The organism is Sphingomonas sp. DMC6 (assembly GCF_056314225.1).
In genome coordinates, this window is record NZ_JBQUYT010000002.1 from 49,748 (window position 1) to 73,439 (window position 23,692).

The 23,692-nt window shown below is 64.9% G+C and carries 27 protein-coding genes; 15 read left to right on the forward strand and 12 right to left on the reverse strand.

The window, feature by feature from the left end; translation table 11 throughout:
• The first annotated feature begins 4 nt into the window (after positions 1-4).
• The 11 genes from ACT53M_RS04040 to ACT53M_RS04090 all read left to right on the forward strand — a co-directional run bounded on the left by ACT53M_RS04040 (position 5) and on the right by ACT53M_RS04090 (position 7,191).
• The gene (locus tag ACT53M_RS04040) at positions 5-1,045 is read left to right on the forward strand and encodes a DUF7146 domain-containing protein (protein ID WP_476231647.1); all 1,041 of its coding nucleotides are present in this window, start codon (positions 5-7) and stop codon (positions 1,043-1,045) included.
• 310 nt (positions 1,046-1,355) lie between these two features.
• Positions 1,356-2,267: a DUF2493 domain-containing protein gene (locus tag ACT53M_RS04045; RefSeq protein WP_476231648.1), complete on the forward strand. Its 912-nt coding sequence runs from the start codon at positions 1,356-1,358 to the stop codon at positions 2,265-2,267.
• Between the two features lie 356 nt (positions 2,268-2,623).
• Complete coding sequence (locus ACT53M_RS04050; RefSeq protein WP_476231649.1) at positions 2,624-2,788, forward strand: hypothetical protein; 165 nt, start codon at positions 2,624-2,626, stop codon at positions 2,786-2,788.
• A 126-nt stretch (positions 2,789-2,914) separates the two neighbouring features.
• The gene (locus ACT53M_RS04055) at positions 2,915-3,310 is read left to right on the forward strand and encodes a hypothetical protein (RefSeq protein WP_476231650.1); all 396 of its coding nucleotides are present in this window, start codon (positions 2,915-2,917) and stop codon (positions 3,308-3,310) included.
• Positions 3,311-3,949: 639 nt separating this feature from the next.
• On the forward strand, positions 3,950-4,276 hold the full coding sequence (locus ACT53M_RS04060) for a DUF736 domain-containing protein (protein WP_476231651.1): 327 nt from the start codon (positions 3,950-3,952) through the stop codon (positions 4,274-4,276).
• Between the two features lie 179 nt (positions 4,277-4,455).
• Positions 4,456-4,719, forward strand: coding sequence for a transcriptional regulator domain-containing protein (locus ACT53M_RS04065; protein ID WP_476231653.1), 264 nt, complete (start codon positions 4,456-4,458; stop codon positions 4,717-4,719).
• 76 nt (positions 4,720-4,795) lie between these two features.
• Entirely contained in the window at positions 4,796-5,290 is a 495-nt protein-coding gene (locus ACT53M_RS04070) for a DUF2285 domain-containing protein (protein ID WP_476231654.1), read from the forward strand.
• Between the two features lie 138 nt (positions 5,291-5,428).
• Positions 5,429-5,695: a helix-turn-helix transcriptional regulator gene (locus ACT53M_RS04075; protein WP_476231655.1), complete on the forward strand. Its 267-nt coding sequence runs from the start codon at positions 5,429-5,431 to the stop codon at positions 5,693-5,695.
• Positions 5,692-6,261: a S26 family signal peptidase gene (locus ACT53M_RS04080; protein ID WP_476231656.1), complete on the forward strand. Its 570-nt coding sequence runs from the start codon at positions 5,692-5,694 to the stop codon at positions 6,259-6,261. The genes ACT53M_RS04075 and ACT53M_RS04080 overlap by 4 nt, the downstream gene beginning before the upstream one ends.
• Entirely contained in the window at positions 6,246-6,932 is a 687-nt protein-coding gene (locus ACT53M_RS04085; protein WP_476231658.1) for a lytic transglycosylase domain-containing protein, read from the forward strand. Before ACT53M_RS04080 ends, ACT53M_RS04085 begins: the two co-directional genes overlap by 16 nt.
• Positions 6,933-7,032: 100 nt before the next feature.
• Positions 7,033-7,191 carry a hypothetical protein gene (locus ACT53M_RS04090; protein ID WP_476231660.1) on the forward strand — a complete coding sequence of 53 codons (159 nt, stop codon included), beginning with the start codon at positions 7,033-7,035 and terminating at the stop codon, positions 7,189-7,191.
• An 83-nt stretch (positions 7,192-7,274) separates the two neighbouring features.
• Here ACT53M_RS04090 and ACT53M_RS04095 read toward each other — a convergent pair whose 3' ends face one another.
• Entirely contained in the window at positions 7,275-7,547 is a 273-nt protein-coding gene (locus ACT53M_RS04095) for a conjugal transfer protein TraD (RefSeq protein WP_476231661.1), read from the reverse strand.
• Between the two features lie 37 nt (positions 7,548-7,584).
• Positions 7,585-7,890 carry a conjugal transfer protein TraD gene (locus tag ACT53M_RS04100; RefSeq protein ID WP_476231663.1) on the reverse strand — a complete coding sequence of 102 codons (306 nt, stop codon included), beginning with the start codon at positions 7,888-7,890 and terminating at the stop codon, positions 7,585-7,587.
• 153 nt (positions 7,891-8,043) lie between these two features.
• On the opposite strand from ACT53M_RS04100, the gene traA reads away from it, so the two are divergent.
• Both traA and ACT53M_RS04110 read left to right on the forward strand, forming a co-directional pair.
• A complete protein-coding gene (traA, locus tag ACT53M_RS04105) occupies positions 8,044-10,710 on the forward strand; it encodes a Ti-type conjugative transfer relaxase TraA (RefSeq protein ID WP_476231665.1) in 2,667 nt (888 codons plus the stop codon).
• Positions 10,707-12,491: a type IV secretion system DNA-binding domain-containing protein gene (locus tag ACT53M_RS04110; RefSeq protein WP_476231667.1), complete on the forward strand. Its 1,785-nt coding sequence runs from the start codon at positions 10,707-10,709 to the stop codon at positions 12,489-12,491. Before traA ends, ACT53M_RS04110 begins: the two co-directional genes overlap by 4 nt.
• Before the next feature lies 1 nt (position 12,492).
• Here ACT53M_RS04110 and ACT53M_RS04115 read toward each other — a convergent pair whose 3' ends face one another.
• The 10 genes from ACT53M_RS04115 to ACT53M_RS04160 form a co-directional block, all read right to left on the reverse strand.
• The gene (locus ACT53M_RS04115; RefSeq protein WP_476232389.1) at positions 12,493-13,032 is read right to left on the reverse strand and encodes a shikimate kinase; all 540 of its coding nucleotides are present in this window, start codon (positions 13,030-13,032) and stop codon (positions 12,493-12,495) included.
• Positions 13,033-13,112: 80 nt separating this feature from the next.
• Complete coding sequence (locus ACT53M_RS04120) at positions 13,113-13,880, reverse strand: enoyl-CoA hydratase-related protein (RefSeq protein WP_476231668.1); 768 nt, start codon at positions 13,878-13,880, stop codon at positions 13,113-13,115.
• Positions 13,870-14,943, reverse strand: coding sequence for a 2Fe-2S iron-sulfur cluster-binding protein (locus ACT53M_RS04125; RefSeq protein ID WP_476231669.1), 1,074 nt, complete (start codon positions 14,941-14,943; stop codon positions 13,870-13,872). The genes ACT53M_RS04120 and ACT53M_RS04125 overlap by 11 nt, the downstream gene beginning before the upstream one ends.
• A gap of 11 nt (positions 14,944-14,954) precedes the next feature.
• The gene (paaD, locus tag ACT53M_RS04130) at positions 14,955-15,443 is read right to left on the reverse strand and encodes a 1,2-phenylacetyl-CoA epoxidase subunit PaaD (RefSeq protein ID WP_476231670.1); all 489 of its coding nucleotides are present in this window, start codon (positions 15,441-15,443) and stop codon (positions 14,955-14,957) included.
• 3 nt (positions 15,444-15,446) lie between these two features.
• Positions 15,447-16,295: a 1,2-phenylacetyl-CoA epoxidase subunit PaaC gene (gene paaC / locus ACT53M_RS04135; protein ID WP_476231671.1), complete on the reverse strand. Its 849-nt coding sequence runs from the start codon at positions 16,293-16,295 to the stop codon at positions 15,447-15,449.
• Positions 16,295-16,579 (reverse strand): 1,2-phenylacetyl-CoA epoxidase subunit PaaB, encoded by a 285-nt coding sequence (gene paaB, locus ACT53M_RS04140; protein WP_476231673.1) that lies wholly within the window; start codon positions 16,577-16,579, stop codon positions 16,295-16,297. The genes paaC and paaB overlap by 1 nt, the downstream gene beginning before the upstream one ends.
• A 31-nt stretch (positions 16,580-16,610) precedes the next feature.
• Positions 16,611-17,603 (reverse strand): 1,2-phenylacetyl-CoA epoxidase subunit PaaA, encoded by a 993-nt coding sequence (gene paaA, locus ACT53M_RS04145; RefSeq protein WP_476231675.1) that lies wholly within the window; start codon positions 17,601-17,603, stop codon positions 16,611-16,613.
• A 62-nt stretch (positions 17,604-17,665) separates the two neighbouring features.
• Positions 17,666-18,868 (reverse strand): 3-oxoadipyl-CoA thiolase, encoded by a 1,203-nt coding sequence (pcaF, locus tag ACT53M_RS04150; RefSeq protein WP_476231676.1) that lies wholly within the window; start codon positions 18,866-18,868, stop codon positions 17,666-17,668.
• Positions 18,861-19,301, reverse strand: coding sequence for a hydroxyphenylacetyl-CoA thioesterase PaaI (paaI, locus tag ACT53M_RS04155; RefSeq protein ID WP_476231677.1), 441 nt, complete (start codon positions 19,299-19,301; stop codon positions 18,861-18,863). The genes pcaF and paaI overlap by 8 nt, the downstream gene beginning before the upstream one ends.
• On the reverse strand, positions 19,298-20,758 hold the full coding sequence (locus tag ACT53M_RS04160; RefSeq protein WP_476231678.1) for a 3-hydroxyacyl-CoA dehydrogenase NAD-binding domain-containing protein: 1,461 nt from the start codon (positions 20,756-20,758) through the stop codon (positions 19,298-19,300). Before ACT53M_RS04160 ends, paaI begins: the two co-directional genes overlap by 4 nt.
• Positions 20,759-20,802: 44 nt before the next feature.
• On the opposite strand from ACT53M_RS04160, the gene paaG reads away from it, so the two are divergent.
• Both paaG and paaZ read left to right on the forward strand, forming a co-directional pair.
• Positions 20,803-21,639 carry a 2-(1,2-epoxy-1,2-dihydrophenyl)acetyl-CoA isomerase PaaG gene (gene paaG / locus ACT53M_RS04165; RefSeq protein WP_476231679.1) on the forward strand — a complete coding sequence of 279 codons (837 nt, stop codon included), beginning with the start codon at positions 20,803-20,805 and terminating at the stop codon, positions 21,637-21,639.
• A 25-nt stretch (positions 21,640-21,664) separates the two neighbouring features.
• The gene (gene paaZ, locus ACT53M_RS04170) at positions 21,665-23,692 is read left to right on the forward strand and encodes a phenylacetic acid degradation bifunctional protein PaaZ (protein ID WP_476232390.1); all 2,028 of its coding nucleotides are present in this window, start codon (positions 21,665-21,667) and stop codon (positions 23,690-23,692) included.

Genomic DNA, 23,692 nt, shown 5'->3' on the forward strand with positions numbered 1-23,692 from the left:
CTTTATGGCCGGCATCGCAACCGATCTTTCCCGGCAGCTCGCCCGCAACGCCGAGGCCGTATGCCGTCATTATCTTGGCGCGGGCCACCGCGAGGGCCGCTACTGGATCGCCGGCGACATTCAGGGATCGAAGGGCCGCAGCCTTTATGTCCGCTTGAAGGGCGGGGAGCATGGCAAGGGCGCGGCCGGCAAATGGACCGATGCCGCCACCGGCGAGCATGGCGATCTCCTCGACCTGATCGGGCTCAATTGCGGTCACCGCCTGCTGTCCGACACCCTCGACGAGGCGCGCCGCTTCCTGGCTCTTCCACGCGAGGTACCGGACTATGACCCCGACCAGCCCGCCGCGCCGCGGGGATCGCGCAAGGCCGCGGTACGCCTGTTCGCCGCATCACTGCCGATCGCCGGCACGCTGGCCGAACGCTATCTTCGGGCGCGGGGGATCACCGGCATCCGCACCGAACGCTGGCTCCGCTTCCATCCTCGTTGCTGGTATCGCCCATCCGACGACGATCCCCCGGGCACGCCAAACGCCTTTCCGGCATTGATCGCCGCCGTCACAGATGAGGATGGCACGATCACGGGCTGCCATCGCACCTGGCTGGCATCGGATGGCACCGACAAAGCGCCGATCGTGACGCCGCGCCGAGCGATGGGCGACCTTCTTGGCATGGGCGTGCGGTTCGGTCACGCAAGCCCGGTCATGATCGCAGGCGAAGGTCTTGAGACCGTCCTATCGATGCGCATGGCAGCAACGGCCCTCCCGGCAATCGCGACGCTGTCCTCCGCGCACCTTGCCGCGATCCGCTTTCCTCCGATGCTCCGTCGGCTCTATGTCGCGCGCGACCGCGATCCTGCCGGAGCCAACGCGATGGTCAGGCTCCGCGAGCGAACAGCCGGCGCCGGCATCGAGATGATCGACCTCGAGCCTAAGGCGGACGACTTCAACACCGACCTTCAGCAGATGGGGCTCGATCCATTCCGCGACTTTCTCCGCACGCTCATCGATGTCGATGATCTGAGCCGCATGACTGTGCGCAGTTGAGCGGTGCGCAAATCCGTCATCGATCCTCACGTTGATGTCCCGCGCCCCGGCCTTCTGAGAGGGCGACGGATCGACAGCCGCCCGGCCCGCACAACGGCTGCGCCGCGGCTATTTTCCGCCGCGCGGCCGCTTCGCTTCCGCGCTTTGCATCGCGATCCAAAATAGCCGCGCTCCGCCGTCCTCCGCGTCGCTTCGGCCCCGCCGGCTCTGACGTGCCGTATCGCTAGTGCTCGGGGTGCGCGGGCCGAGCGGCCGCCGCCAGTCGTCGCCACGAAGGCCGCGAGAGGCGCGGTCACGCGAGGATGAGACGATGACCGATCACGACGAACCCGAACCCGAACAGTCAAACATCGCGCACCTGCTCGACGAACTTGAGCTCTACGGCCGGCGGCCGTTCGACGACGAAGCCGACCCTCGGCCGCTTCCCGCAGCCCGCTTGGTCGAAGGTGCCGCCGCCGACACATTCGATGCAATGGTCGCGGCGCTCGCCGACACGCGGCTCGAACCCGACCTCGAAGATCTGCTCTGGGGCATCACCAACGTCTTCCACCGCGCAGGCGAACGGGTCGAACGCGAGCTCGACGACAATGAGCAGGAGCAACGCCGTCTCCAACGCGGGCAGGATGGCTCGGAGGTTCGTTCCGTCGAGCTGGAAACGTCGACGGCGATCGGCCGCAGCCTGCTCGAACGACGCGATGCGATGGAAGCCTTTCGCGATGCCTTCGCCGAACAATTCCAGACGCACTGCCGCAAGCCCTGGGTCACACGATCGGGATCAATGCTGAACCGCAAGACGCTGACCGCGAGCATGATCGACAGCCGTGATTTCATCATGGCGCGCAAACGGGCAGACGCCGAACTCCTCATCCCCGCAGGCACCCGCATCGCCATCACTGGTGGTCCCGACTATCAGGATCACAAGCGCATCTGGGATGCCCTCGATCGCGTTCTCGCCAGGTACGCCGATATGGTCCTGCTGCATGGCGGAACGCCAACCGGCGCCGAGCATATCGCGGCATGTTGGGCGCGCGATCGCAAGATCACAGCCATCGTTTTCCGGCCCGACTGGGGCAAGCACGCCAAGGCGGCTCCCTTCAAGCGCAACGATGTCATGCTCGAGCAGCTGCCCGCAGGCGTCATGCACTTCCCGGGCACCGGCATCAGCGCCAACCTCGCCGACAAGGCCCGCAAGGCGGGCATTCCGGTCTGGAAATTCGAGTGACGGAGCCAATCAGTTCGCGGGGCACAGTCACTTTCGGCTGCGCCTTGCGGCGGGGAGCATCCGACTTGGCTGGTCCTCCATTAAACTGTCGCGACTAGGAGATGAGCGAGCTTTCCTGGACCAGTAGGGCATCGAAGCTCGACTTGCCTGTGGACGGCGCCACTCCCCGCTCTTTGGGGCGCTAGTCCTTTCCGGACCCGCGGCCTTAACGATCAACCCGCAAGGGGTCCGCTATGCTTCGCATGCGGCCGCTGCTCGGGCTTTGCCCTCCCGGACGCGGTGATCGCGGCCGCGCGCCCGGATGCGTCGGCGCCTGTCGAGCGGGGAGTGGCCCCGCCCTAGCACAGGAGCAGATCATGAGCCTCGAAGCCGCGCAGCGCTACGCCTGGAACCTCGCCTGCACCCTCAAGGTCATCATCATCCTGATCGAGACCGACCAGGGCTATAATGCGCTACCAAGCGATGACTATGACGGCGACGCCGATCATGTGGTCCGCGAATATGACGTATTCGCAATGTAATTGCCGCGATGCTCTCACCACTTGCCGCGGCGGCGGTTTCGCCGCCGCGCGTCCTTTGCTATATTCCTCGCGCGCTGTGGTGGCTGGTGGAAGCGCGTCCAATCTCTTGATCGAAAGGACGTAGCCATGTTCATCCTTCTTCCATTGAGCCTGATCGGCGTCGGCTTTCTCGTCTATGCGGTCTTCGCAGGCGCGACGCTGGCACTTCCGATCGGCGCCGGCGTTGCAGCTGGCCTCGCTGCCAGCGCCCTCGGCGTGTCGCCACTGGCGTCAGTTGCAATCGGTGTAGCAACATTCATGGGCGTGATTGCGCTCGGCCGGTTCGCGGCGCTCACCCTGCCGGGCCGCTCGTCTCGGGCGCTCCTGATCGTGTCTTTCGCTGTTCCGGCGGCTATTGCTGGCTTCTCGACCGCAAACGCGCTCGGCACGTTGCTCGGCCTCGCCAGTGTCGCGACCTGTGCTCTTGTTGCCCTCCTGACGGCTGCGGTCGCCGCGCATCGGGTAGGCCGTCCAATCAGCTAACGGCGAGCGTCCGTTGTTCGCCAAACAGCCCCGCCCGGTCGATCCGGGCGGGGCTTTTTAATTCCGGGTCACCGAAGGCCGAAAGGGGCGAGGATGATGGTGCCGGATCACCCGCCTCTTCTGCGAGAGGTGGCAGCGGAGCGCAAACCCAGAGTGTCGGACGCGACCCTTCTATTGGTCCTCATCGCGCTGGCAATGGGCGGCGGGTTTGGCCCGGTCCGGTTCTTCGCCGCGAAGGAAATCATGGTGCGGTCCGGGCCCAGATGGGAAACCAGCCAGCCTGTTCGCAGGCAGATTTATCCGATCGCGCGAACGCGGATGGAGGCTTCTGGACGGCGTTGATCGTCGGGGCCACGTCTCCAGGCGGCGGATCCAGGCCAGTGCCCAAACGGCCTCTCTTCATGGCTTTGATGACCGGGACCGGCTTCGCCTCTGCCGCTCATGGCCGCAACGGCTCTGGGTCGCTTTTTTCCCCTGTCGGCTGCGCCGGCATTCCTCGCGGGTCAAAAAAGCGTCTCGCCGCCGTCTTCCGCTGACGCTTCAGGTCTGACGACTGCAGCCGCGGCAGCCCCGGTCATGTCCCAAGCCATCGAGACCGTGATGGGCACGGACCTCGTGGATCAAGACTGGAGACTTAACATGGCTACCATCGGCACCTTCAAGAAGACCGCCAACAGCGAGTTCGTCGGCGACATCGTTACCCTGAGCGTCCAGGCCAAGGGCGTCCGGATCGTTCCCGACAGCAACCGCGCCAATGACAATGCCCCGTCGCACCGGGTGATGGTTGGCCGGGCCGAAATTGGCGCCGCCTGGACCAAGCAGTCGAACGAGGGCCGTGACTATCTGGGCCTCAAGCTCGACGATCCGAGCTTCACCGCTCCGATCTACGCCAACCTCTTCGACGACGAGGACGGCGAAACCTTCAATCTGATCTGGTCGCGCCAGTCGCGCCGCAACGGCGACTGATCGGATCGAACCAGCCTCGCCCGGATCGACCGGGCGGGGCTTTCGTTTGCTCCATTCTGGTTCTAAATGTTAATGATTAGCAGTAGCTTTACCTTATCCGCTGATAAGCGCCGACGATATTGTGGTGCAGCGACACGTCAACATAGCTTTAGCCGCAGGGGGCATCGAAGGAGTGAACGATGCCAGGTTACAATCGCTTGCGCTTACCCGAAGGCTATCACGCCCTTGCCAATCTGAATGCGCGTGGCTTTGCTTGGGAATGGCTCCGCCGCAATCCCGACTTCCGGTCCATCTGGCTGTCCGCAGGCGCCACCGCTCGTAGAGCGGCGTCAGCCGCCGATGCCGCCCTGCGCCGGTCGGCACGGCCGCAGGTGAACATCCCGCAGCACCCGTTGGCGAGGAGGTGGTCCCCCTGGGGCCTGACCTTTCGCTCCGCACCCTGACGTCGCGGCGACGGCGGCGCCGGCGATCGGGTGGATCCCGGAGCTCGACACCTCCGTCCTGACGATCGTCCGCCCGGTGCGGTGGGCCGCCTCCGCGGGCGATCTTCGCTTTCATCCCGAGCGCTGGGGCGACCGCGTGGTCCGCATCGCATCGCCGACGGGTTCACATCTCCTGATCCACCGCCATGGAGCATCCGAGCTGTCGCTCTGGCTGCCCGCGCGCGCCGAGCCGATCCCCGGCGGGAGCTTTGGTCTCTACCTTCATCCCGACACGAACCACGTCGATCGGGTTCGTGCCGCATCGAACTTCCGCCGTGCGATCGGTCTCGGACATCCAATCCGGGCAGCGCCGTTTGCCCAGGCGCATCGGCACGCCGCAATGTTGTGCCTGTACGACCTCGCGCAGTCCGGCGCGTCGCTCCGCGACATTGCCGCCGAGCTGCTTGAACCGATGCCGGACGATTGGCGGTCGAGCTCGGAGCGTTCGGATCTACGCCGTCTTGCCGAAGCGGCGTCCGAGATGGTTGCAGGTGGGTATCGGCAACTGCTGGGCTCACGTCCGGTATCCTAGCAGCCACTGAACTGGTGATGTGGCCGGAAGCGGGAACCCCGGTTTCCGGCCACCACGGCCTGCCTTTCGTCACCGATGATGACCGGGTTCGCGAGACGCTTTGCAGGCGCCCCGCTTCCTCGAATCAGGAGCCCGGTCATGCCCGACATCATCAAGGACACTCGTTATCTGCGCACCAAGGAGGCCGCCCACTATGTCGGCCTTTCGGCGCGCACATTGGAGAAACATCGGACCTACGGCACCGGTCCGGCTTACCGGAAAATCGGCGGCCGCGTCGTCTACACGCTCGAGGAGTTGCGCGCCTGGGTCGACCGCGGAGCGTGCGCCTCGACCTCTGATCCGAATAATGGTTCGGTCCTTCCGGCCGCGCGCCGTCCCGGGCACGCCTCGGAGCAAGAGCGATGATCCGGGGTCTGCTCGGGCCGTCTCGCTTCAACCGCGCGCATCGCCAGTCACTGCGCCGTCACGGCCATGCCGGGCTGTTCGCTGCGGGCGCGGCAGCGCTCGCGGGATTGCTCCTTCCGGCAATCCACGCTCCCCAATTGCGCCTCGTTTGGAATGCGTCGGCGAGCGTGCCGCTCGGCCTCTACCGCATCGATCGGGCTCATGTTTTGCGCGTGGGCGACATGGTCGCGGTGCGGCCGTCACCCGCGCTCGCCCGCTTCATGGCGGAGCGTCGCTATGTCGAGGCCAATGTCCTGCTGGTGAAGCCGGTCGCGGCAACGAGCGGTGCGACGATCTGCCGCCTGGGTTCGCGCGTGACCATCGACGGGCGGGCAGTCGCTGCCGCGCTGCCGCGCGATCGCTTCGGCCGTCCGCTGCCGTCTTGGTCAGGGTGCCGCCGACTACGACCGGATCAGCTGTTCCTCATTGCGCCGACGCACCGAGATTCCTTCGACGGTCGCTATTTTGGGCCGATTGATCGGGGCCAGGTTGTCGGATTCGCCGCACCACTGTGGACCTGGTCATGAGGCGGGCGCTGAAGATCGCCTGTGGCGTCGTGGCGCTGATTGCGCAGGCCAACCCGGTTGGAGCGCAGCCGACCTTGCAGGGCCCCGCCAATACCTGCGCGGTGCATGCGCCGGAGGCCGCCAGTCGATCGGGATTATCGGTCGACGTCATCCTGCGCGTCATGAAAGCGGAATCGGCCGGCAATCCTCGGATCGTCTCGTCGAAAGGCGCGATGGGGTGCATGCAGATCATGCCGGCGACATGGAGCTATCTCACGGGACGCTACCGTCTCGGATCCGATCCGTTCGATGCGCGCATGAACATGATCGGCGGCGCCATGTATCTTGCTGAGCTCGCTTCACGCTATGGCTGGCCCGGCGCCTTTTCCGCCTACAATGCGGGTCCCGGCCGCTATCAACGTTTTCTTCAAAATGGTGCGGAACTGCCGGCGGAAACGATCGCCTATGCCGCGCGCCTCGGCGGAAGTGGCGAAGTTCGCCCAGCGGTCGCGCCCGCGCCCCGCTGGGAGGAGGCCCTGCTGTTCATAACACGACCGGGGCGCGACAATTCGGCGGATCTGCCGACCACACGAAGAGCATCGCGCGGGTTTCCCGAAGCACGAAGCCGCAGTTCGCTCTTTCCGATTTCCCGTGGTGCCGGCGAGAGCGACGGAACGAGTCCCGCGCCATAAGGGGTGACGGCGTATCCGTGCGGAACACTCGTGTCTCAGCGCCGCCCTTGCACTATACGGTTTCTCATCCGAGCACCTGGTCTGGTCGAGGAAACAGCTCATGTCAGACATGGACAAAGCGATCGAAGCTGCTGCCCGGGCGCTCTGCCGCATGGAGGGCAATCCCGAAAACACGAAGTTCGAAGGCAAGCCTATGTGGCAGAGCTATGTGCCGGCGGCGCAGGCGGCGATCGAAGCCGCCTTGCCGCATCTGCGCTGACCGAGCTCCGCACGCAAGGCGGTTTGACATCGAGCAATGGTCTTCCTCCCCACACCAGTCAGTTGCCGGCTTCAGCACCCAGCTTACAGTTCATCATCCGACGCGGCGTTGGTTGGCCTCGGCTTGCGGCCTTGGGTACGTGCAGCTTCCTCGGCTTCGGTCGCGAACGCTCGCGCGCCGCGTCGCCGGTACAGGAGCTTCGATTGCGCACCGCCATCGCCCTGCAGTCGGACCGCCAGGTCGAGAAACGCGCCATACAACAAAGCCCGGTCATCGTTCGCCAAGCCGACGAGGCCGGCCTTTTGCACGAGGCCACCCAGCTCGATCAGATGTTTGGTGCGTTCGCGCCTGGCCACAACCCATTCTCTCGTGTCGATCCTCGCCCTTGCCGCCTCAAGCCGGTTCCGTGCCTGCCTCAGCCGCCTTGCCGCTTGCATTGTTGCTACTAGCGCGGCGCGAGGATCGCCGGCTTGTCTCCCGAAAGAATTGCGCTCCTCGCGCGCTCCACTTCGTCATGACCGCCTTGTCTGTTTCCGCGACGACAGCGAGCAAGGCGCCGGCGAGGAGATCAGGCTCGAGCGCATCGGCGCCTGTCGCCTCGATCAGTTCGCCGAATTGCTGGATCTTGCGCTGCTTGAGCAGCTTGGCCCTGTCGTTGAGCGCCTTAAGCTCGGCATCGAAATCCCGTACCTTTCGCATCGTCGCAACTCCATCTGTGCTGTCGATGCGATCTAGCTGGGCGGTCTGAGGGCCGGTTCAACGCTGCAAATCTCTCCGGAGCGCTCTAGCGTAGGAGAGCGCGCTTATACGTCGTACCGACGTCGCGAGTTCAGGCGTAGATGGGTTGCCGTCATGGCGATCTATCACTTCTCGGCAAAGGTCATGGGACGCGGCACCGGCCGCAGCGCGGTGGCGTCGGCCGCCTACCGCTCGGCGTCGCGTCTTCATGACGAGCGGCTCGGACGCCATCACGACTTCACCAACAAGCCCGGCGTCGTCCATTCCGAAGTTATGCTGCCGGAAGGCGCGCCGGAGCGGATACGAGACCGCGAAACGCTTTGGAATGAGGTCGAGGCGGCCGAGAAACGGAAGGACGCGCAGTTCGCCCGTGAGGTGGAGTTCGCCATCCCGCGCGAGATGACGCGGGAACAGGGCATCGCGCTCGCCCGCGAGTTCGTCTCTCGGGAATTCGTGGCCCGCGGCATGGTCGCCGATCTCAATGTCCATTGGGATATTGGCACCGATGGTGAGCCCAAGCCACACGCCCATGTCATGCTCACCATGCGCGAAGTCGGGCCGGACGGGTTCGGCCCGAAGGTGCGCGAGTGGAATGCAACCGCACTCCTCCAGCAATGGCGCGAGAACTGGGCGAGCCACGTCAACGACCGCCTGGCGCAACTCGGCATCGAGACGCGCATCGACCATCGCAGCTATGACGCGCAAGGCATTGAGCTTGAGCCGCAGCACAAGATAGGCGCCGCCGGCGCGCGCCGTGAGGCGAAGGGCGAGGACGCCGAGCGCGCCGAGGACCATCGCACGATCGCGCGTGACAACGGTGCTGCGATCATCGCCGATCCGCGCATCGGGTTGGAAACCCTGACGCGGCAGCAGGCGACGTTCACCGTGCGCGATCTTGCCATGTTCGCGCACCGACATTCCGACCGCAAGGAACAGTTCGACGCTGTGCTGGCAGCCATGCGCAACCACGAATCCGTGCTTGCGCTCGGGCGCGACGGTAACGGCGCCGAGCGCTTCACGACGACAAGCATGATGAGCGCCGAGCAAGCTTTGGTGCGGGACGCTGAACAACTTGCGACCTCGCGCGCTCATCCCGTCGCCCGACCCGATATTGGCCGCGCGGTCGATGTCGCACAGACGCGCGGCCTAAAGCTCGGCAGCGAACAGCGCACTGCGCTCGACCATGTCCTGCGCAAACCCGGCCTCGCTTTGGTGGTCGGCTATGCGGGTGCCGGCAAGTCGGCGATGTTGGGCGTTGCGAAGGAAGCGTGGGAAGCGGCCGGCTACACAGTGCGCGGCGCCGCGCTCTCCGGCATCGCTGCGGAAACTCTCGAAGGCGGGTCGGGCATCGCGTCGCGCACGATCGCCAGCCTCGAACATGGCTGGGCGCGCGATCGTGATCGCCTCACGTCCCGCGACGTGCTGGTGGTCGACGAGGCCGGCATGATTGGCACCCGGCAGCTGCAGCGCGTGCTCGCCGAAGCGGCGGGCGCCGGCGCCAAGGTGGTGATGGTCGGCGATGTTCAACAGCTCCAGGCGATCGAGGCAGGCGCGGCGTTTCGCCTGCTAGCCGAGCGCCACGGCGCTGCCGAGATCGGCGAAGTGCGCCGGCAGAATGCGGAGTGGATGCGCGAGGCGACACGCGCGTTTGCGACGGGACGGACCGGCGAGGCCATTTCCGCCTACTCCAACGCTGGCATGGTCCATGCCGCCAATACGCGCGATGCGGCGCGAGCTGCATTGATCGATCGCTGGGAAGCCGATCGGCGGGCCGATCCCGGCGCTTCGCGCATCATTCTTACCCACACCAACCAGGAGGTTCAGATGCTTAACCGCGCCGCGCGCGAGCGCCTTCACGCAGCCGGCGAACTTGGGACCGACGTTGCGATCCGCGCCGACCGGGGCTTGCGCGATTTTGCCGACAACGACCGGATCCTGTTCCTCCAGAATGAGCGTGATCTCGGCGTGAAGAATGGCACGCTCGGAACGGTCGAAAGGTCGGCCCCTGAGAGCCTCGCGGTGCGCCTCGACGACGGCCGACGGATCAATGTCGACCTCAAGAGTTACGCCCATGTCGACCATGGCTATGCCGCCACCGTCCACAAGACCCAGGGCATGACCGTCGACAAGACGCATGTGCTGGCGACGCCGGGGCTCGATGCACATGCAAGCTACGTGGCGCTCACCCGCCATCGCGGGGGCACCACGCTCCATTATGGCCGCGATGACTTCGCCAATGAGGCAGCGCTGCTCCGCACGCTGTCGCGAGAGCGCCCGAAGGATATGGCGCTCGACTATGAGCGTCCGGTGACGTCTTCGGTACAGCCGCAACGCAACGGCGGTGCTCGCGCCATCAACGACACCGATGTCGGTGCGCCACGTGAGCAGCCGCGTGGACTTGCCGCGCTGGTGTCGCGCGTGTTCGGTCGGTCGGGCGACGAACGCACGGGGGCGCCGGAAGCTGGTCAGGACGCTGGCGGTGATCGTGTGACGGCCGCGGGCGGACAAATGCCTGGCACTGCCTCGCGCGACCGCAGCACGACCGCAACACCCGATGCTAGCAGGAGTCAGAACGAGGCTCGGCCGGCTGCTGGCAAGGGTAAGGAGACCGGCCGCACCGCCGATGCCGCCAGCAGCGAACAGGCGAAAGTGCTACGCGGCATGATGGCGGCGCGAGCGCGCGCGCCGCGCCACACAGCCGAGTCCATGCGCGAAGCATTGTCGGCCGCGAAGAAAGCGCCGGGCGCCTCGCGCGAGCAGGACTATGGAGCTGAGCGGTGACAGTGACGGTTGGCACCGGCGGCGGGCGGGGGTCAGAACCCGGCGTTCAGCAGATCGCATTCCTCTCCGCAATCGCGGCTATCGGTCTGTGCTGGCCGCTTGTGCGCCTCGTCATACCGGCCGACGGACGGTTCGCGCTCGTAGACCTCGTGCGCGAGCATTGGATGCATCGGCACGCGCTCGAGCCATGGCTTGAGCAGCGATGGGCTTGGCTCGCACTCCATGGTTATCACTTTTGGTTCGCGCTCGCCGCACTACCGGGGGTCATCGCGGCTGCCCTCGTTCAGGGTGTAGACCGACGGACCTTCTGGCCGGTGGCTCATGCCCCGCTTGGCTGGCTAGGTGGGAGCGCGCTGGGCTATTGGCTCTATACCAGCTTCCGGGCTGACAGCTGGGCGCTTGCAGTGATGATGCCCGCAGCATTCGGGTTCCTCGGCGGCGCCATCGCGGCCCGTCTTGCCGCGAGCCCGCGCAAGGTCACGCACCTGCGGGGTACGCGCGTCGGCGTCTTCACCGGTCAGCGCGGCGGCCGCCTCAAAGCCCGCCTCACCGGAGGCGTCACGCTCGCGGGAGTGCCCCTCTCGCGTGAGGATGAGACAATGCACGTCGCGGCGATCGGCGCGACGGGTTCGGGCAAGTCGACCGCGCTTCGCGCGCTCATGTCCGATGCGATCCGGCGCGGTGATCGCCAGATCGTTGCCGACCCCGACGGCGCCGCCATGAGCGCATTCTTCATGCCCGGCGACGTGATCCTCAATCCGTTCGACCGGCGCTGCGCGCGTTGGGACCTGCTGAGTGAAATTGAGGGTCCCGGCGATCATGCCTTCCTCGCTCAATCGGTGCTGCCGCATCTCGGTATTGGCGAGCATGACCAGTGGATTAGCTACGCTCAGCAGCTGCTTGCGGCGGCGCTCGAGAATTTCGGGCGTCTGGGGCTCGGCACGACCAGTGACCTTATAGCGATGCTCGCCTCGGGCTCGGTCGCGGAGCTGAAGCTTCTTTGTCAGGGGACGGCGGCCGCGCGCTACTTTGAGGCGGGCGGCGAGAAAATGCTCGCCAGCATTCTCGGCACGCTGGCGCCTGCGATCGGGAATCTGCGCTTTATCACCACGCTGGACGGCGAGCCCTTTTCAATCCGGCAATGGATTCGCGCCGGCACAGGCTCACTTTGGCTGCCCTACACCGCGAACCAGGTCGCGGCTCTTCGTGGCCTCATCTCTTGTTGGATGAACATCGCGATCCTCGAAACGCTGTCGCTCCCGCCTGATCTGGACCGGCGGATATGGTTTCACATCGACGAGCTGGATGCGCTGGGGCGGATCGAGGGGCTCAAGGATGCGCAGGCGCGTCTGAGAAAATTCGGCGGCTGCGTCGCGATCGGGTTCCAATCCTCCGCCCAGGTGAAAGCGGTCTACGGCGAGGGCGCGCATACGATAATCGAAAATTGCGGAAACCTGTTGCTCCTGCGCTCGGGCCTCAGCGAAGGCGGAGGCACCGCGGAACTTGCGTCGGATCTGATCGGCAGTCGCGAGGTCGAGCGAGACGATGTCAGCCGATCGCGCACCCGTGGGCGCTACACGTCCCGCTCGACATCCATGCAAAGCAAAAGGACTGTCGAGGACGTAACCCTGGCCAGCGAAATCATGCAGCTTCCCAACCGGGAGGGGTTCGTAAAGCGCGCCACCGCTGCGGAATGGCGCCGGGTACGGTTTGGTTATGTCACCTATCCCGCGCGTGTCGCGGCCTTCGAACCCGCTTCACGCGGCCAATCGGCGCATTGAGTTAGGCAGGTGCCTCGGCGCTCAAGGTCTTGATGATCGCGTTGACCACCGAGCGGTGGCAGCCGGTCTCGTTGGGGATACGAAAATGGGCGAGTGCGTAGATCGGGTTTCGGTCAACTGCGAGGTCAGCCAGCACTTCGTGGACATTTCGATCCCGCAGAAGTGGCCTCTGCCCAGGCCGTCGCGCGGTCCGCTCGGCCAATATCTCAAGGTCAGCGTCCAACCAGATGGCCGTGCTCTTCCGCAGGATCAGGGCGCGCGTCTCGGCATCCATGAATGCTCCGCCGCCGGTCGCGATCACCTTCTGGTCGCCGTCAAGCAGCCTGGCGATGAGGCGGCGCTCGCCATCCCTGAACTGCGCCTCGCCATAGCGATCGAACAGTTCGGCGATCGACAAGCGGGTGACGCGCTCGATCTCCTGATCGCTGTCGACGAAGGGGAGCTGAAGCCGATCGGCGAGGCGCTGGCCGACCGTGGTTTTGCCCGCCCCCATCAGTCCGACAAGCACGATCGAGCTGCGACATGCCCGTGGTCGCTCCATTTCGACGGCGACGTCCCTGCGCGATGAAGGCGTGGCGGTCGCCGCGACAGTTTCGTCCAGATCGAGACGCCTTTGGCGGTTCATTCCCAGCGTGGACTGCGCTTATCCCGGAAGGCCGCGATCCCTTCCGCCTTTTCCTGGCCACTGAGCAGACCCACGAACGCTTCCCGCTCGCCCAGAAGATGATCTCGAAGCGTGAGGTCTTCGGCCTGTAAAATGCTCGCTTTTGCGGTCCGGAGCGCACGTGGCGCGCGCTTCGCCAGTTTGGTCGCGAGGTCGATGCTTTCCTGCAGCGCCTCAGCGTCAGGTACGACACGCGCAACCAAGCCGGCGGCAAAAGCCCGGTCGGCGCTGATGGGCTCTCCCGTCAGAACCATCTCCATCGCCAATGATCGCCCGACACGCCGCGGCAGGATGCTCGTGCCCCCGGCGCCTGGAATCACGCCGAGACTCGTTTCCGGTTGCCCAAACCTGGCACCTCTTCCGGCAAAGACCAGATCCGCTCGCAGCGCGAGTTCCAGTCCGGCGCCGAGGCACCAGCCCTCGACGGCGGCGATCAGCGGCTTGGCGCAGCTTTGGATACGCGCCCATGCCTGAAAGCGCGGTGTGTCGATCGGATCAGAACTTGTGGAGCTGGCCAGTTCATCCAGATCCGCACCGGCCGCAAAGACTTTGTCGTTGCCGGTCAGGACGATTGCGCGGATGCTGTCATCGCGATCCGCCGCCTCCATCGCCCCGGCAATCGCGACCAGCAGAGGCGTCGCCAGCGCATTGCGCTTCTCGGGCCGGTTGAGCCGCAAGACCTGGACGCCTTCGGCCGGCGTCTCGCAGATGAGTTCAGCCGTCATAATCGAGAACCACGCCTTCACCGAGAGGGATGGCCTGACAGGTCAGGACATAGCCTTGGCTGACCTCTTCGGCGGACAGCCCATAATTGGCTTTCATGCGCACCTCACCCGCAACGAGCTTCGCGCGGCACGTCGCACATACCCCCGCCTTGCAAGCGAAAGGGGCTGGCAGTCCGGAGGCACGAGCGCTTTCGAGGATGCTGCCTTTGTCGGCATGGAACTCGACAAAGCGGCGACGGCCATCGATTGTAATCTGCATTTTCAGGCCTTCGGCCCGCTCAGCGACGGCGCGCTCCACCTGATCGTCGGCGCTGCTCGGGCGATCGGCGGTGAAGCGCTCGACCAGGACCCGTTCCGCCGGCAGGCCCGCCTTCAGCATCGCCTGCTCGGCTGCATCCATCATCGCTCCGGGCCCGCAGATGAAGGCGACGTCGACGGCTCCCGGATCGATCAGGGAACCGAGGACGTCCGCAATGCGCGCTTCATCGAGCCGCCCATTGAACAGCGCGACGTCATCCGCCTCCGCGGTGAGGAAGTGGTACATTTGGAACCGCTCGAGATAACGGTCCTTCAGCGCCGCCAGCTCTTCCAAAAACATGATCGAACTCGACGAGCGGTTTCCATACAGCAACGTGAATTGACTCTGCGGTTCGGTGGCCAAGCCAGCTTCGATCAACGCGAGGATCGGGGTGATGCCCGAGCCTGCCGCGAAACAGAGATAGGATCGTGCCTCGGACGGGTCGAAGGACCACGCGAAGTGTCCGCGCGGCGTCATCGCCTCGATCGTTGCACCAGGCTTGAGCTGGTCCATTGCCCAGTTCGAGAAGCGGCCGCCCGCAATGCGCTTGATTCCGACCTTCAGCGGGGCGCCGGGACCGGCGCAAACCGAATAGTTTCGGCGGATATCCTCCCCGTCGATCTCCGCGCGAAAGATTAGATGCTGCCCCGGGATGAAGTTGAACTCGGGAGCGTAGTCCGCCGGTGGTTCGAGGATAACCGAGATGGCGTCGGCGGTTTCACGGCGGACGTCCAGGATTTTCAGCGGGTGGAATCCAGCGGACACGTGGTTTTTCCTTAGTGACATTTGAAACGGTCAAAGGGCTCAAGGCAGGCTGCGCAGCGCCAGAGCGCCTTGCATGGCGTGGACCCGAACCGGCTGACCTCCAGGGTGTCGACGGATCCGCAGCGCGGGCAGGTCACCGGCTCTTCGCCGTGCATGCTTCGGGCAGCGGCACCTCTCGGCGGGGGGGCAATGCCGTAGTGCCGGAGCCGTTCCCGGCCACGGTCTGAGATCCAGTCGGTAGACCAGGGCGGCGACAGCACGGTCTCGATGCCGATATGGCGAAAGCCGGCACCATCGAGCGCCGCCCGTATCGATGCCTCGATCGCCAGCGTAGCCGGACACCCCGTGTAGGTTGGGGTGACCAGAACCGCGGGTGGCTCTTGCCGCAACCCGCGCACGATCCCGAGATCGGTCACGGTGACGGCGGGGATTTCCGGGTCGGGAACCTCGTCGAGCACCGCCATGATCCTGTCTGTGGTCTCGGCGTCGAGCACAGCCATCGCTCACCAGACAGCGTCGGGGTAGGTACGCGGCAGGAATTGCATGGTGGCCAGCAGGTGGCCGAGATGTTCGCTGTGGTGGCCGATCCGGCCGCCCTTCACCGCACGCGGATATTCGGGCAGGGGCAGGTTCGCTTCCCGCAGCACCCTGCCGACACGGGCATCGAAGCCGCCGCGCTGACCAGTCCTATCCGGGGCAATGCCGATCGCTTCCAGCGATGCTTCGACCGCATCGAAATCGAACATCTCGTCGACGAAGCGCCAGAACCAGTCGAGCCCCTCGATCATGCGCTGTCGGCTCTCATCCGTGCCGTCGCCGAGCCGGATCACCCAGTCTGCGCTGAGTTCGGCATGATAGCGGACTTCCTTGACCGCCTTCGCCGCGATCTCCGCCAGCGCCGGGAAAGCCGAACGGGTCAGCGCCTCGAAATATTCAAGCTGAAAGGTGGAAAAGAGGAACTGGCGCGCCATGGTTTGCGCAAAGTCGCCATTTGGCTGCTCGACCAGCAGACAGTTGCGAAAGCCCAGCACATCGCGGTGGAATGCCAGTTTGTCGCCGTCGCGCCCCTTTCCCTCAACCTTGCCGGCGAGGTTGAGGATCAGCGTCGCCTGACCGATCAGATCAAGCCCGATATTGGCAAGGCTAAGGTCGATCTCGAGCGCGGGTGCGTGGCCGCACCACTCCGTCAGGCGCTGGCCAACGATCAGGCTGTCGTCGCCGAGCCGGAGCAGATAATCGAACAATGCAGGCAGATGCTCCGGGGAGACACCTGCGTCGAAGTCTCCGCCTCTAGGTGCAGAACGAGCCTTCGCCTCCACATCCTTTTCGATGACCGGAAGGGAGGGCGCCATCACATGTGCCCCACGACGTCGGGAATATCGTAGAAGGTCGGATGCCGATAGACCTTGCTCTCGGCCGGCTCGAACATCGGGCCCGCCTGAACGGGATCCGATGCGGTGATATCGGCCGAGCGCACCACCCAAAGGCTTACCCCCTCCAGGCGGCGCGTGTAGGTGTCACGCGCATGGCGCAGCGCCAGTTCGGCATCGGGCGCATGGACCGACCCCACATGCTTGTGGCTCAGTCCACCCTTGGACCGGATGAACACTTCCCAGAGAGGCCAGTCGCGGCTCATGAATTTCCTCGTCTTCAACTGATGTGAGTGGTCACGCGGCGAGCCGCGCACGCCGTTTGGCCTCGTGAGCGTCGGCCGCCTCGCGAACCCACGCGCCATTGTCCCAGGCCTCGCGGCGCGCCTTCATCCGCTCCTTGGCGACCGGGCCCTCCCCACGGACGACCGCGTAGAATTCTTCCCAATCGATGGCGCCAAAGTCATAGCCGCCCTTGGTCTCGTTCCAGCTAAGGTCGGGGTCGGGCACGGTTAGGCCGATGAACTCGGCCTGTGGAACGGTGATATCGACGAACTTCTGGCGCAGGTCGTCGTTGCTGTCGCGCTTGATGCGCCAGCGGAAGCTCTGCGCCGAATTAGGCGAATTCTCGTCAGGCGGCCCAAACATCATCAGACTTGGCCACCACCAGCGATTGAGCGCGTCTTGCGCCATCGCCTTCTGTTCGGGCGTGCCGTTCGCCATCGCCATCATGATCTCGTAGCCCTGGCGCTGGTGGAAGCTCTCCTCCTTGCACACCCGCACCATCGCGCGGGCATAAGGGCCATAAGACGTCCGCTGCAGCGGCACCTGGTTCATGATGGCGGCGCCATCAACCAGCCAACCAATTGCACCAATGTCGGCCCAGCTGAGCGTCGGGTAGTTAAAAATGGTCGAATATTTCGCTTTGCCGGCGTGCAATGCCTCGATCATCTCCTGGCGGCTCGTGCCCAAGGTTTCGGCGGCGCAATACAGATAGAGGCCGTGCCCGCCTTCATCCTGAACCTTGGCCAGGAGGATCGCCTTGCGGCGAAGCGAAGGCGCACGGGTCAGCCAATTGCCTTCGGGCAACATCCCGACGATCTCACTATGGGCATGCTGCGAAATCTGGCGGACCAGCGTCTTGCGATAGGCCTCGGGCATCCAATCTTTCGGCTCGATGAACTCGTCAGCCGCAACCCGCGCTTCAAACGCCGCAACCAGCTCCGGATCATCCTTCGAAATCGGTAGGGCAGCCTTCGGATCGTTCTTGGCGAGATCGGTCGTGTACATGGATGCTCCTGGCAATTCTTCCGGCGACCTTATAATAAACCGTCCGGACGGTCAATTAATAGTCAGATACGTTCGATCGCGAGCGCGATACCTTGTCCCACGCCGATGCACATCGTGCAGAGTGCCCGCGTCAGCGAGCGGCGCTGCAGTTCCTCGGTGGCGGTCAGCACTAGCCGCGCGCCCGACATACCCAATGGGTGACCCAACGCGATCGCACCGCCGTTAGGGTTCACATGGGCCGCGTCGTCGGCAAGACCGAGGCGGCGCAGCACAGCAAGGCCCTGCGAAGCAAACGCCTCGTTCAGCTCCACGATGTCAAAGTCCGCGATGCCGAGGCCGAGCCGGGCCATCAATTTCTCCGACGCAGGCGCCGGCCCGATTCCCATGATGCGCGGCTCTACACCGACGACCGCGCCGCCCAGCACGCGACCGCGGGGTGTCAGACCATGCCTCTTCACGGCGGCCTCACTGGCGATGATGATGGCGGCGGCCCCGTCGTTGACGCCCGATGCATTTCCCGCCGTCACGGTGCCATCGGATCTGACGATCGGCTTGAGATTGGAAAGTGCTTCCAAGCTCGTCTCGCGCGGATGCTCGTCGCGCTCCACCAGGACCGGATCGCCCTTCTTCTGGGCAATCGCCACGGCAACGATCTCGGTATCGAAGCGACCGGAAGCCTGGGCGGCCGCGGCGCGGCGCTGACTCTCGGCCGCGAACCGGTCCTGGTCGTCACGGCTAACGGCGAAATCCTGCGCTACATTCTCCGCAGTTTCCGGCATTGAGTCGATTCCGAACTCGGCCTTCAAGAGCTTGTTGACGAAGCGCCAGCCGATGGTCGTGTCGTAGATGGCGTTTGCACGAGAAAAGGCGCTCTCGGCCTTTGGCATCACAAACGGAGCGCGCGACATGCTTTCGACGCCGCCCGCGACAATCAGATCGGCGTCGCCCGCCTTGATCGCCCGGGCGGCGTAGGCGACCGCGTCCATGCCCGATCCGCACAGGCGATTGATGGTAGAACCGGGTGCATCCGTTCCAATACCGGCGAGCAGCGCTGCCATGCGCGCGACATTGCGATTGTCTTCGCCAGCTTGGTTGGCGCAGCCGAGCAAGAGGTCGTCCAGCACCGTCCAATCGACCCCGCGGTTCCGCTCCTTAAGCGCGCGAAGCGGGATCGCGGCAAGATCGTCAGCGCGCACGCTCGCGAGGGCGCCGCCATAGCGCCCGATCGGGGTGCGGACTGCATCACAAATGAAGGCCTCAGCCATATGCTTGCTCCTGAGCGGGAAGAACGGGTCCGCCGATGGTTCGGGAGAGGCCCTGGAATTGAGCGATTGCCCGGCCGTCGCGGGTTCTGACGATTGCCGAGTAGGCACCCGATCGGCCGGCGAGCGCGGTTTCCTGCGCCTCGGCGACGAGGACATCGCCTTCCTGCGCGGGTGCCAGAAACAGGATCGAAGCCTGCTGGGCGACGGTCGCCTCGTTCCGACTGTTGCAGGCATAAGCGAAAGCGCTGTCGGCGAGCGCAAAGATCATTCCGCCATGCGCGGTTCTGTGCCCGTTGAGCATGTCCGGCCGCACCATCATGCTCACCCGCGCATAACCTTCGCGCGCTTCTTCGAGCACAAGGCTCCATGCGCTGGCCGTGCCTTCGAGCGACATCAGTCGGTCCGCGACCCTGTTTGCGAGCCCGTCGATCATTGGTGCGGGCCGAAAAATGCCGAAGGCTCGTAGACCGGATCGTCGGCCTCGCGCGCAATGTTCGCGAGGGCCGTCCGCACCACGTCTTGTCCCACCCGCTGCGCCCATGCGAGCGGTCCTTCGGGATGGTTGGCGCCATAGAGCATCGCCGACTCCACATCGTCCTTCGAGGCGATGTCATCAGCGACCGTGTCCGCTGCCGCATTGGCGATCTGCGCCAGAGTGCGCAACACGAGCTGGCCCGGCCTGTCGGGAACGACGAGCGCTTGTCGGCCTGCGCTGTTGAGGAAGCCCGCGACGACCCTGGCCACGCCCGGGCAACGCGCACTGATCACCATCGTCCGGGCAGTCGCGAAGTCTCGCGCATAATCGATCAGCGCGTCCACCCCTGGCCGGTTGGCAAGCGTGCGACCGTCGCCAAGCGCAACGCAGGTGCCATCAACGTCGATGATCCCCTGTTCGACCCATGCGCCATCGTCGACCGCCACGCCGGAGGTTTGCGCCGACAGCACAAGCGGCCGCAAAGGGCCGGGATCGGAGAGCTGGACCTTGGTCGGCCTGTGGCGCGCTTCGACATAGGAGGGGCCCGGAAGCGGCTGCGAATAATCGTAGACACCCCGTCCGGATTTTCGCCCGAACCATTGCTTTGTGACCAATGCCTGCTGGGCCGGCTGCGGACGGAAGCGCGGCAGGCCTACGCCCGCCCCGAAAACGGAGCACGCCACCGCGTAATTGACGTCATGGCCGATCAGGTCGCCCAGAGCCAGCGGTCCCATACGGAAGCCACCGGCTTCGCAGAGCGCCGTATCAATCGCCGACGAATCGATCCCTTCTTCGAGCGCGAGGAAGCCTTCGGCATAATAAGGTCGCGCGACCCGGTTAACGATGAACCCCGGCACATCGCGCACGCGGACCGGCTTTTTGCCCCAGGCGCGCATCAGTGCCATCGCCGCATCGACGTAGGCCGGATCGCTGTCCGGTCCGGCGATCACCTCGACCAGTTTCATCGCCGGCACCGGATTGAAGAAATGAAGCCCCAGAAAGCGGCCGCGGATTTGGAGCTGCTCGGCAAGTTCGCCGATGCGCAACGATGAGGTGTTGCTCGCCAAGAGCGTGTTGCATTTGACCACACGCGCCAGCCCACCAAACAGGCGGCGCTTGACGTCCAAGTCCTCGACGATAGCCTCGATTACCAGCGCCGCCTGCGCCGCGAGCGCGAGGTCCGAGGACCAGTGGATGCGATTTTCCACGTCCTCGCGCTCGGTTTCACTCAACCTTCCTTTGGCAACCGCACCATCGAAATAGGCGGCAGTCGCGGTGCGGGCGCGCTGAAGGGCTGCCTCATTCGTATCAAGGATGGTTACGGGATGGCCGGCGGCCGCCGCGACATGAGCAATTCCCATGCCCATCGTGCCGGCGCCGACAACCGCAATCGGATCGTGGGTGCGAATCTCCATGGGCCTATCGAGTAGCCCCGAAAAACCCGCTTGCCAATAATTGTATGACCGGTCATTCTATTTATGAGAGTCAGGCCCGGGAGAGAATAGTGGCGTTTGAGACGATCCAGCTGGACATTGCGGACGGGATCGCGCGCTTGACGCTCAGCCGTCCCGACCGGCTCAACAGCTTTACCGTCGCAATGCATGGTGAAGTCGCCGCAGCGCTGGAACGGGTGGAGCAGGACGATGCCGTGCGCGTGCTCGTGCTTACCGGTGCAGGCCGCGGCTTCTGCGCAGGTCAGGATCTCTCAGATCGGGCTGTCGCTCCGGGTGGCGACGCGGTCGATCTCGGCGAGTCGGTCGAGCGCTACTATGCCCCCTTAATCCGCCGACTGACCGGCTTGGCCAAGCCGGTGGTAGCAGCCGTCAACGGCGTAGCGGCGGGCGCCGGCGCGAATATTGCCCTTGCCTGCGACATCGTCATCGCTGCGCGGAGCGCAAAGTTCATCCAGTCCTTCGCCAATATCGGTCTCATTCCAGACTCCGGCGGCACATGGGTGTTGCCGCGCCTGGTCGGGCAGGCGCGGGCACTCGGTCTTGCGCTCACGGGCGAGCCCCTGCCCGCCGAGAAGGCCGAGAGCTGGGGTCTGATCTGGAAATGTGTCGACGACGACGCGCTGGCCCAGGAGGTCGACGCGATTGCTCGCAAATTCGCTGCCGGACCGACGCGCGGCCTCGCCCGCACCAAGCAGCTGATCCGCGCAGCCAGCCTTCACTCACTCGACGCAGAGCTCGACATCGAGCGCGATGCGATGCGCGAGCTTGGCTTCAGCCACGATTATCAGGAAGGCGTCGCCGCCTTCATGGCCAAGCGTCCGCCGGTCTTCACCGGCCGCTGACGCAAGACCCTCCGAAGGACAAACCATGACGACCACGTTGAAAAATTATGCGCGCGACAGCTGGATAGAAGCGCAGGGCGGCCTGTCGGACCTGCGTTCGGCAATCTCGGGGAAGGTGGTCGCGCGGACCGGCAGCCAAGGTATCGATTTCAAGGCGATGCTGGACCACGCGCGCAACATCGGCGGACCCGCGCTGCGTCAGATGACCTTCCATCAGCGGGCTCAGATGATCAAGGCGCTGGCAAGCGCGATCATGGCCCGCAAGGAAGAGCTGTACGCGCTCTCCTGGGCGACTGGCGCCACGCGCAACGACAGCTGGATCGATATCGAGGGCGGCGCCGGAACCCTCTTCACTATCTCGTCCAAAGGACGCCGCGAGCTTCCGGACGACACGATCTTGATCGACGGCGCGCTCGAACCGATTGGAAAGACTGGAGCCTTCGTCGGCCTGCATGTCTACACGTCCCTGCAGGGCGCGGCCGTCCACATCAATGCCTTCAACTTTCCGGTGTGGGGCATGCTGGAGAAGCTGGGGCCGACGTTGCTTGCCGGCGTCCCGGCGATCGTCAAGCCGGCGTCCTCAACTGGCTTTGTCGCCGAAGCGGCGTTCCGCATCCTGATCGAAGCCGACGTGCTGCCGGCGGGCGCGTTGCAGCTCATCATGGGATCGACCGGCGACCTGTTCGATCATCTCACGTGCCAGGACGTGGTGTCCTTCACCGGCTCCGCGGATACCGCGATGAAGCTTCAGGCACATCCCGTCATCGCGCGCGAGGCGGTGCGGTTTGTCGCTGAGCGGGATTCGCTAAACGCATCCGTCCTCGGACCCGACGGCGGGCCCGGCACGCCCGAGTTCGACCTCTTCATCAAGGAAGTCGTGCGCGAAATGACGGTCAAAGCCGGCCAGAAATGCACCGCCATTCGCCGTGCGTTCGTGCCCCCCGCCTATCTCGATGCCGCCGAAGAGGCGCTGAAGGCCCGCCTTGCCAAGGTCGTGGTCGGCGACCCGCAGGCCGAGGGCGTCACAATGGGTGCGCTCGCCAGCGCAAGCCAGTTGGATGACGTACGCGCGAAGGCCCGGACGCTCGGTACGCAAGCGCGCCTGGCCTTTGGCGACATTGACACGGTCACGCTGACGGGCGCCTCGTCCGACGACGGCGCTTTCATATCGCCGCTGCTGTTCCGCGCTGATGATCCGTGGAACGCGGACCTTGTCCACGATGTCGAAGCCTTCGGCCCGGTCTCCACGCTGATGCCGTACAACGATCTCGACGACGCCATTGCGCTTGCAAACCGCGGCAAGGGAAGCCTCGCGCTCTCGCTGTTCACCTATGATCCCGAGGTGGCTCGCAATTTCGTGCTGGGCGCCGGAGCCTTTCATGGCCGCATCGTCCTTATCGACCGCGACAGCGCGAAGGAATCGACCGGCCATGGCTCGCCGCTGCCGATGCTGATCCACGGGGGGCCTGGCCGCGCCGGCGGTGGCGAGGAAATGGGCGGCGTGCGCGGCGTGAAGCACTATATGCAGCGCTCCGCACTACAGGGAAATCCACGCACCTTGTCGGCGATCGTCGGCCAGTGGCTGCAGGGCGCACCCCGGCCGGAGGGGACCGTCCACCCGTTCCGGCAGCGCTTCGGAGAACTCGAAATCGGCTACACGCTGCGAACGGCTTCGCGCACGGTGACGCTCGAGGACGTCGAGCATTTCGCCCACTTCACCGGCGACACCTTTTATGCGCACATGGACGAAGAAGCGGCGGCGGCGAACCCATTCTTTCCGGGCCGCGTGGCGCATGGCTATCTGCTGCTGTCGTTCGCGGCCGGCCTGTTCGTCGATCCGGCACCGGGGCCCGTTCTTGCCAATTACGGACTCGAAGGGCTGCGCTTCGTCAAACCGGTCTCCCCGGGCGAGGCGATCAAGGTCGCGCTCACCGTCAGATCCAAGACCCGGCGCAATGACGAATATGGCGAAGTTCGCTGGGCGGTGGAAATCACCGACACCGCCGGCGAACTCTGCGCCACCTACGATCTGCTGACAATGAACGCCTTGTGA

Excerpts from the sequence above, each read along its gene's own strand:
- ACT53M_RS04040 (WP_476231647.1), top strand. The coding sequence starts at position 5 with ATGGCCGGCATCGCAACCGATCTTTCCCGGCAGCTCGCCCGCAACGCC.
- ACT53M_RS04045 (WP_476231648.1), top strand. The coding sequence starts at position 1,356 with ATGACCGATCACGACGAACCCGAACCCGAACAGTCAAACATCGCGCAC.
- ACT53M_RS04050 (WP_476231649.1), top strand. The coding sequence starts at position 2,624 with ATGAGCCTCGAAGCCGCGCAGCGCTACGCCTGGAACCTCGCCTGCACC.
- ACT53M_RS04055 (WP_476231650.1), top strand. The coding sequence starts at position 2,915 with ATGTTCATCCTTCTTCCATTGAGCCTGATCGGCGTCGGCTTTCTCGTC.
- ACT53M_RS04060 (WP_476231651.1), top strand. The coding sequence starts at position 3,950 with ATGGCTACCATCGGCACCTTCAAGAAGACCGCCAACAGCGAGTTCGTC.
- ACT53M_RS04065 (WP_476231653.1), top strand. The coding sequence starts at position 4,456 with ATGCCAGGTTACAATCGCTTGCGCTTACCCGAAGGCTATCACGCCCTT.
- ACT53M_RS04075 (WP_476231655.1), top strand. The coding sequence starts at position 5,429 with ATGCCCGACATCATCAAGGACACTCGTTATCTGCGCACCAAGGAGGCC.
- ACT53M_RS04080 (WP_476231656.1), top strand. The coding sequence starts at position 5,692 with ATGATCCGGGGTCTGCTCGGGCCGTCTCGCTTCAACCGCGCGCATCGC.
- ACT53M_RS04090 (WP_476231660.1), top strand. The coding sequence starts at position 7,033 with ATGTCAGACATGGACAAAGCGATCGAAGCTGCTGCCCGGGCGCTCTGC.
- ACT53M_RS04100 (WP_476231663.1), bottom strand. The coding sequence starts at position 7,890 with ATGCGAAAGGTACGGGATTTCGATGCCGAGCTTAAGGCGCTCAACGAC.
- traA (WP_476231665.1), top strand. The coding sequence starts at position 8,044 with ATGGCGATCTATCACTTCTCGGCAAAGGTCATGGGACGCGGCACCGGC.
- ACT53M_RS04115 (WP_476232389.1), bottom strand. The coding sequence starts at position 13,032 with ATGGAGCGACCACGGGCATGTCGCAGCTCGATCGTGCTTGTCGGACTG.
- ACT53M_RS04120 (WP_476231668.1), bottom strand. The coding sequence starts at position 13,880 with ATGACGGCTGAACTCATCTGCGAGACGCCGGCCGAAGGCGTCCAGGTC.
- paaD (WP_476231670.1), bottom strand. The coding sequence starts at position 15,443 with ATGGCTGTGCTCGACGCCGAGACCACAGACAGGATCATGGCGGTGCTC.
- paaC (WP_476231671.1), bottom strand. The coding sequence starts at position 16,295 with ATGGCGCCCTCCCTTCCGGTCATCGAAAAGGATGTGGAGGCGAAGGCT.
- paaB (WP_476231673.1), bottom strand. The coding sequence starts at position 16,579 with ATGAGCCGCGACTGGCCTCTCTGGGAAGTGTTCATCCGGTCCAAGGGT.
- paaA (WP_476231675.1), bottom strand. The coding sequence starts at position 17,603 with ATGTACACGACCGATCTCGCCAAGAACGATCCGAAGGCTGCCCTACCG.
- pcaF (WP_476231676.1), bottom strand. The coding sequence starts at position 18,868 with ATGGCTGAGGCCTTCATTTGTGATGCAGTCCGCACCCCGATCGGGCGC.
- paaI (WP_476231677.1), bottom strand. The coding sequence starts at position 19,301 with ATGATCGACGGGCTCGCAAACAGGGTCGCGGACCGACTGATGTCGCTC.
- ACT53M_RS04160 (WP_476231678.1), bottom strand. The coding sequence starts at position 20,758 with ATGGAGATTCGCACCCACGATCCGATTGCGGTTGTCGGCGCCGGCACG.
- paaG (WP_476231679.1), top strand. The coding sequence starts at position 20,803 with ATGACCGGTCATTCTATTTATGAGAGTCAGGCCCGGGAGAGAATAGTG.
- paaZ (WP_476232390.1), top strand. The coding sequence starts at position 21,665 with ATGACGACCACGTTGAAAAATTATGCGCGCGACAGCTGGATAGAAGCG.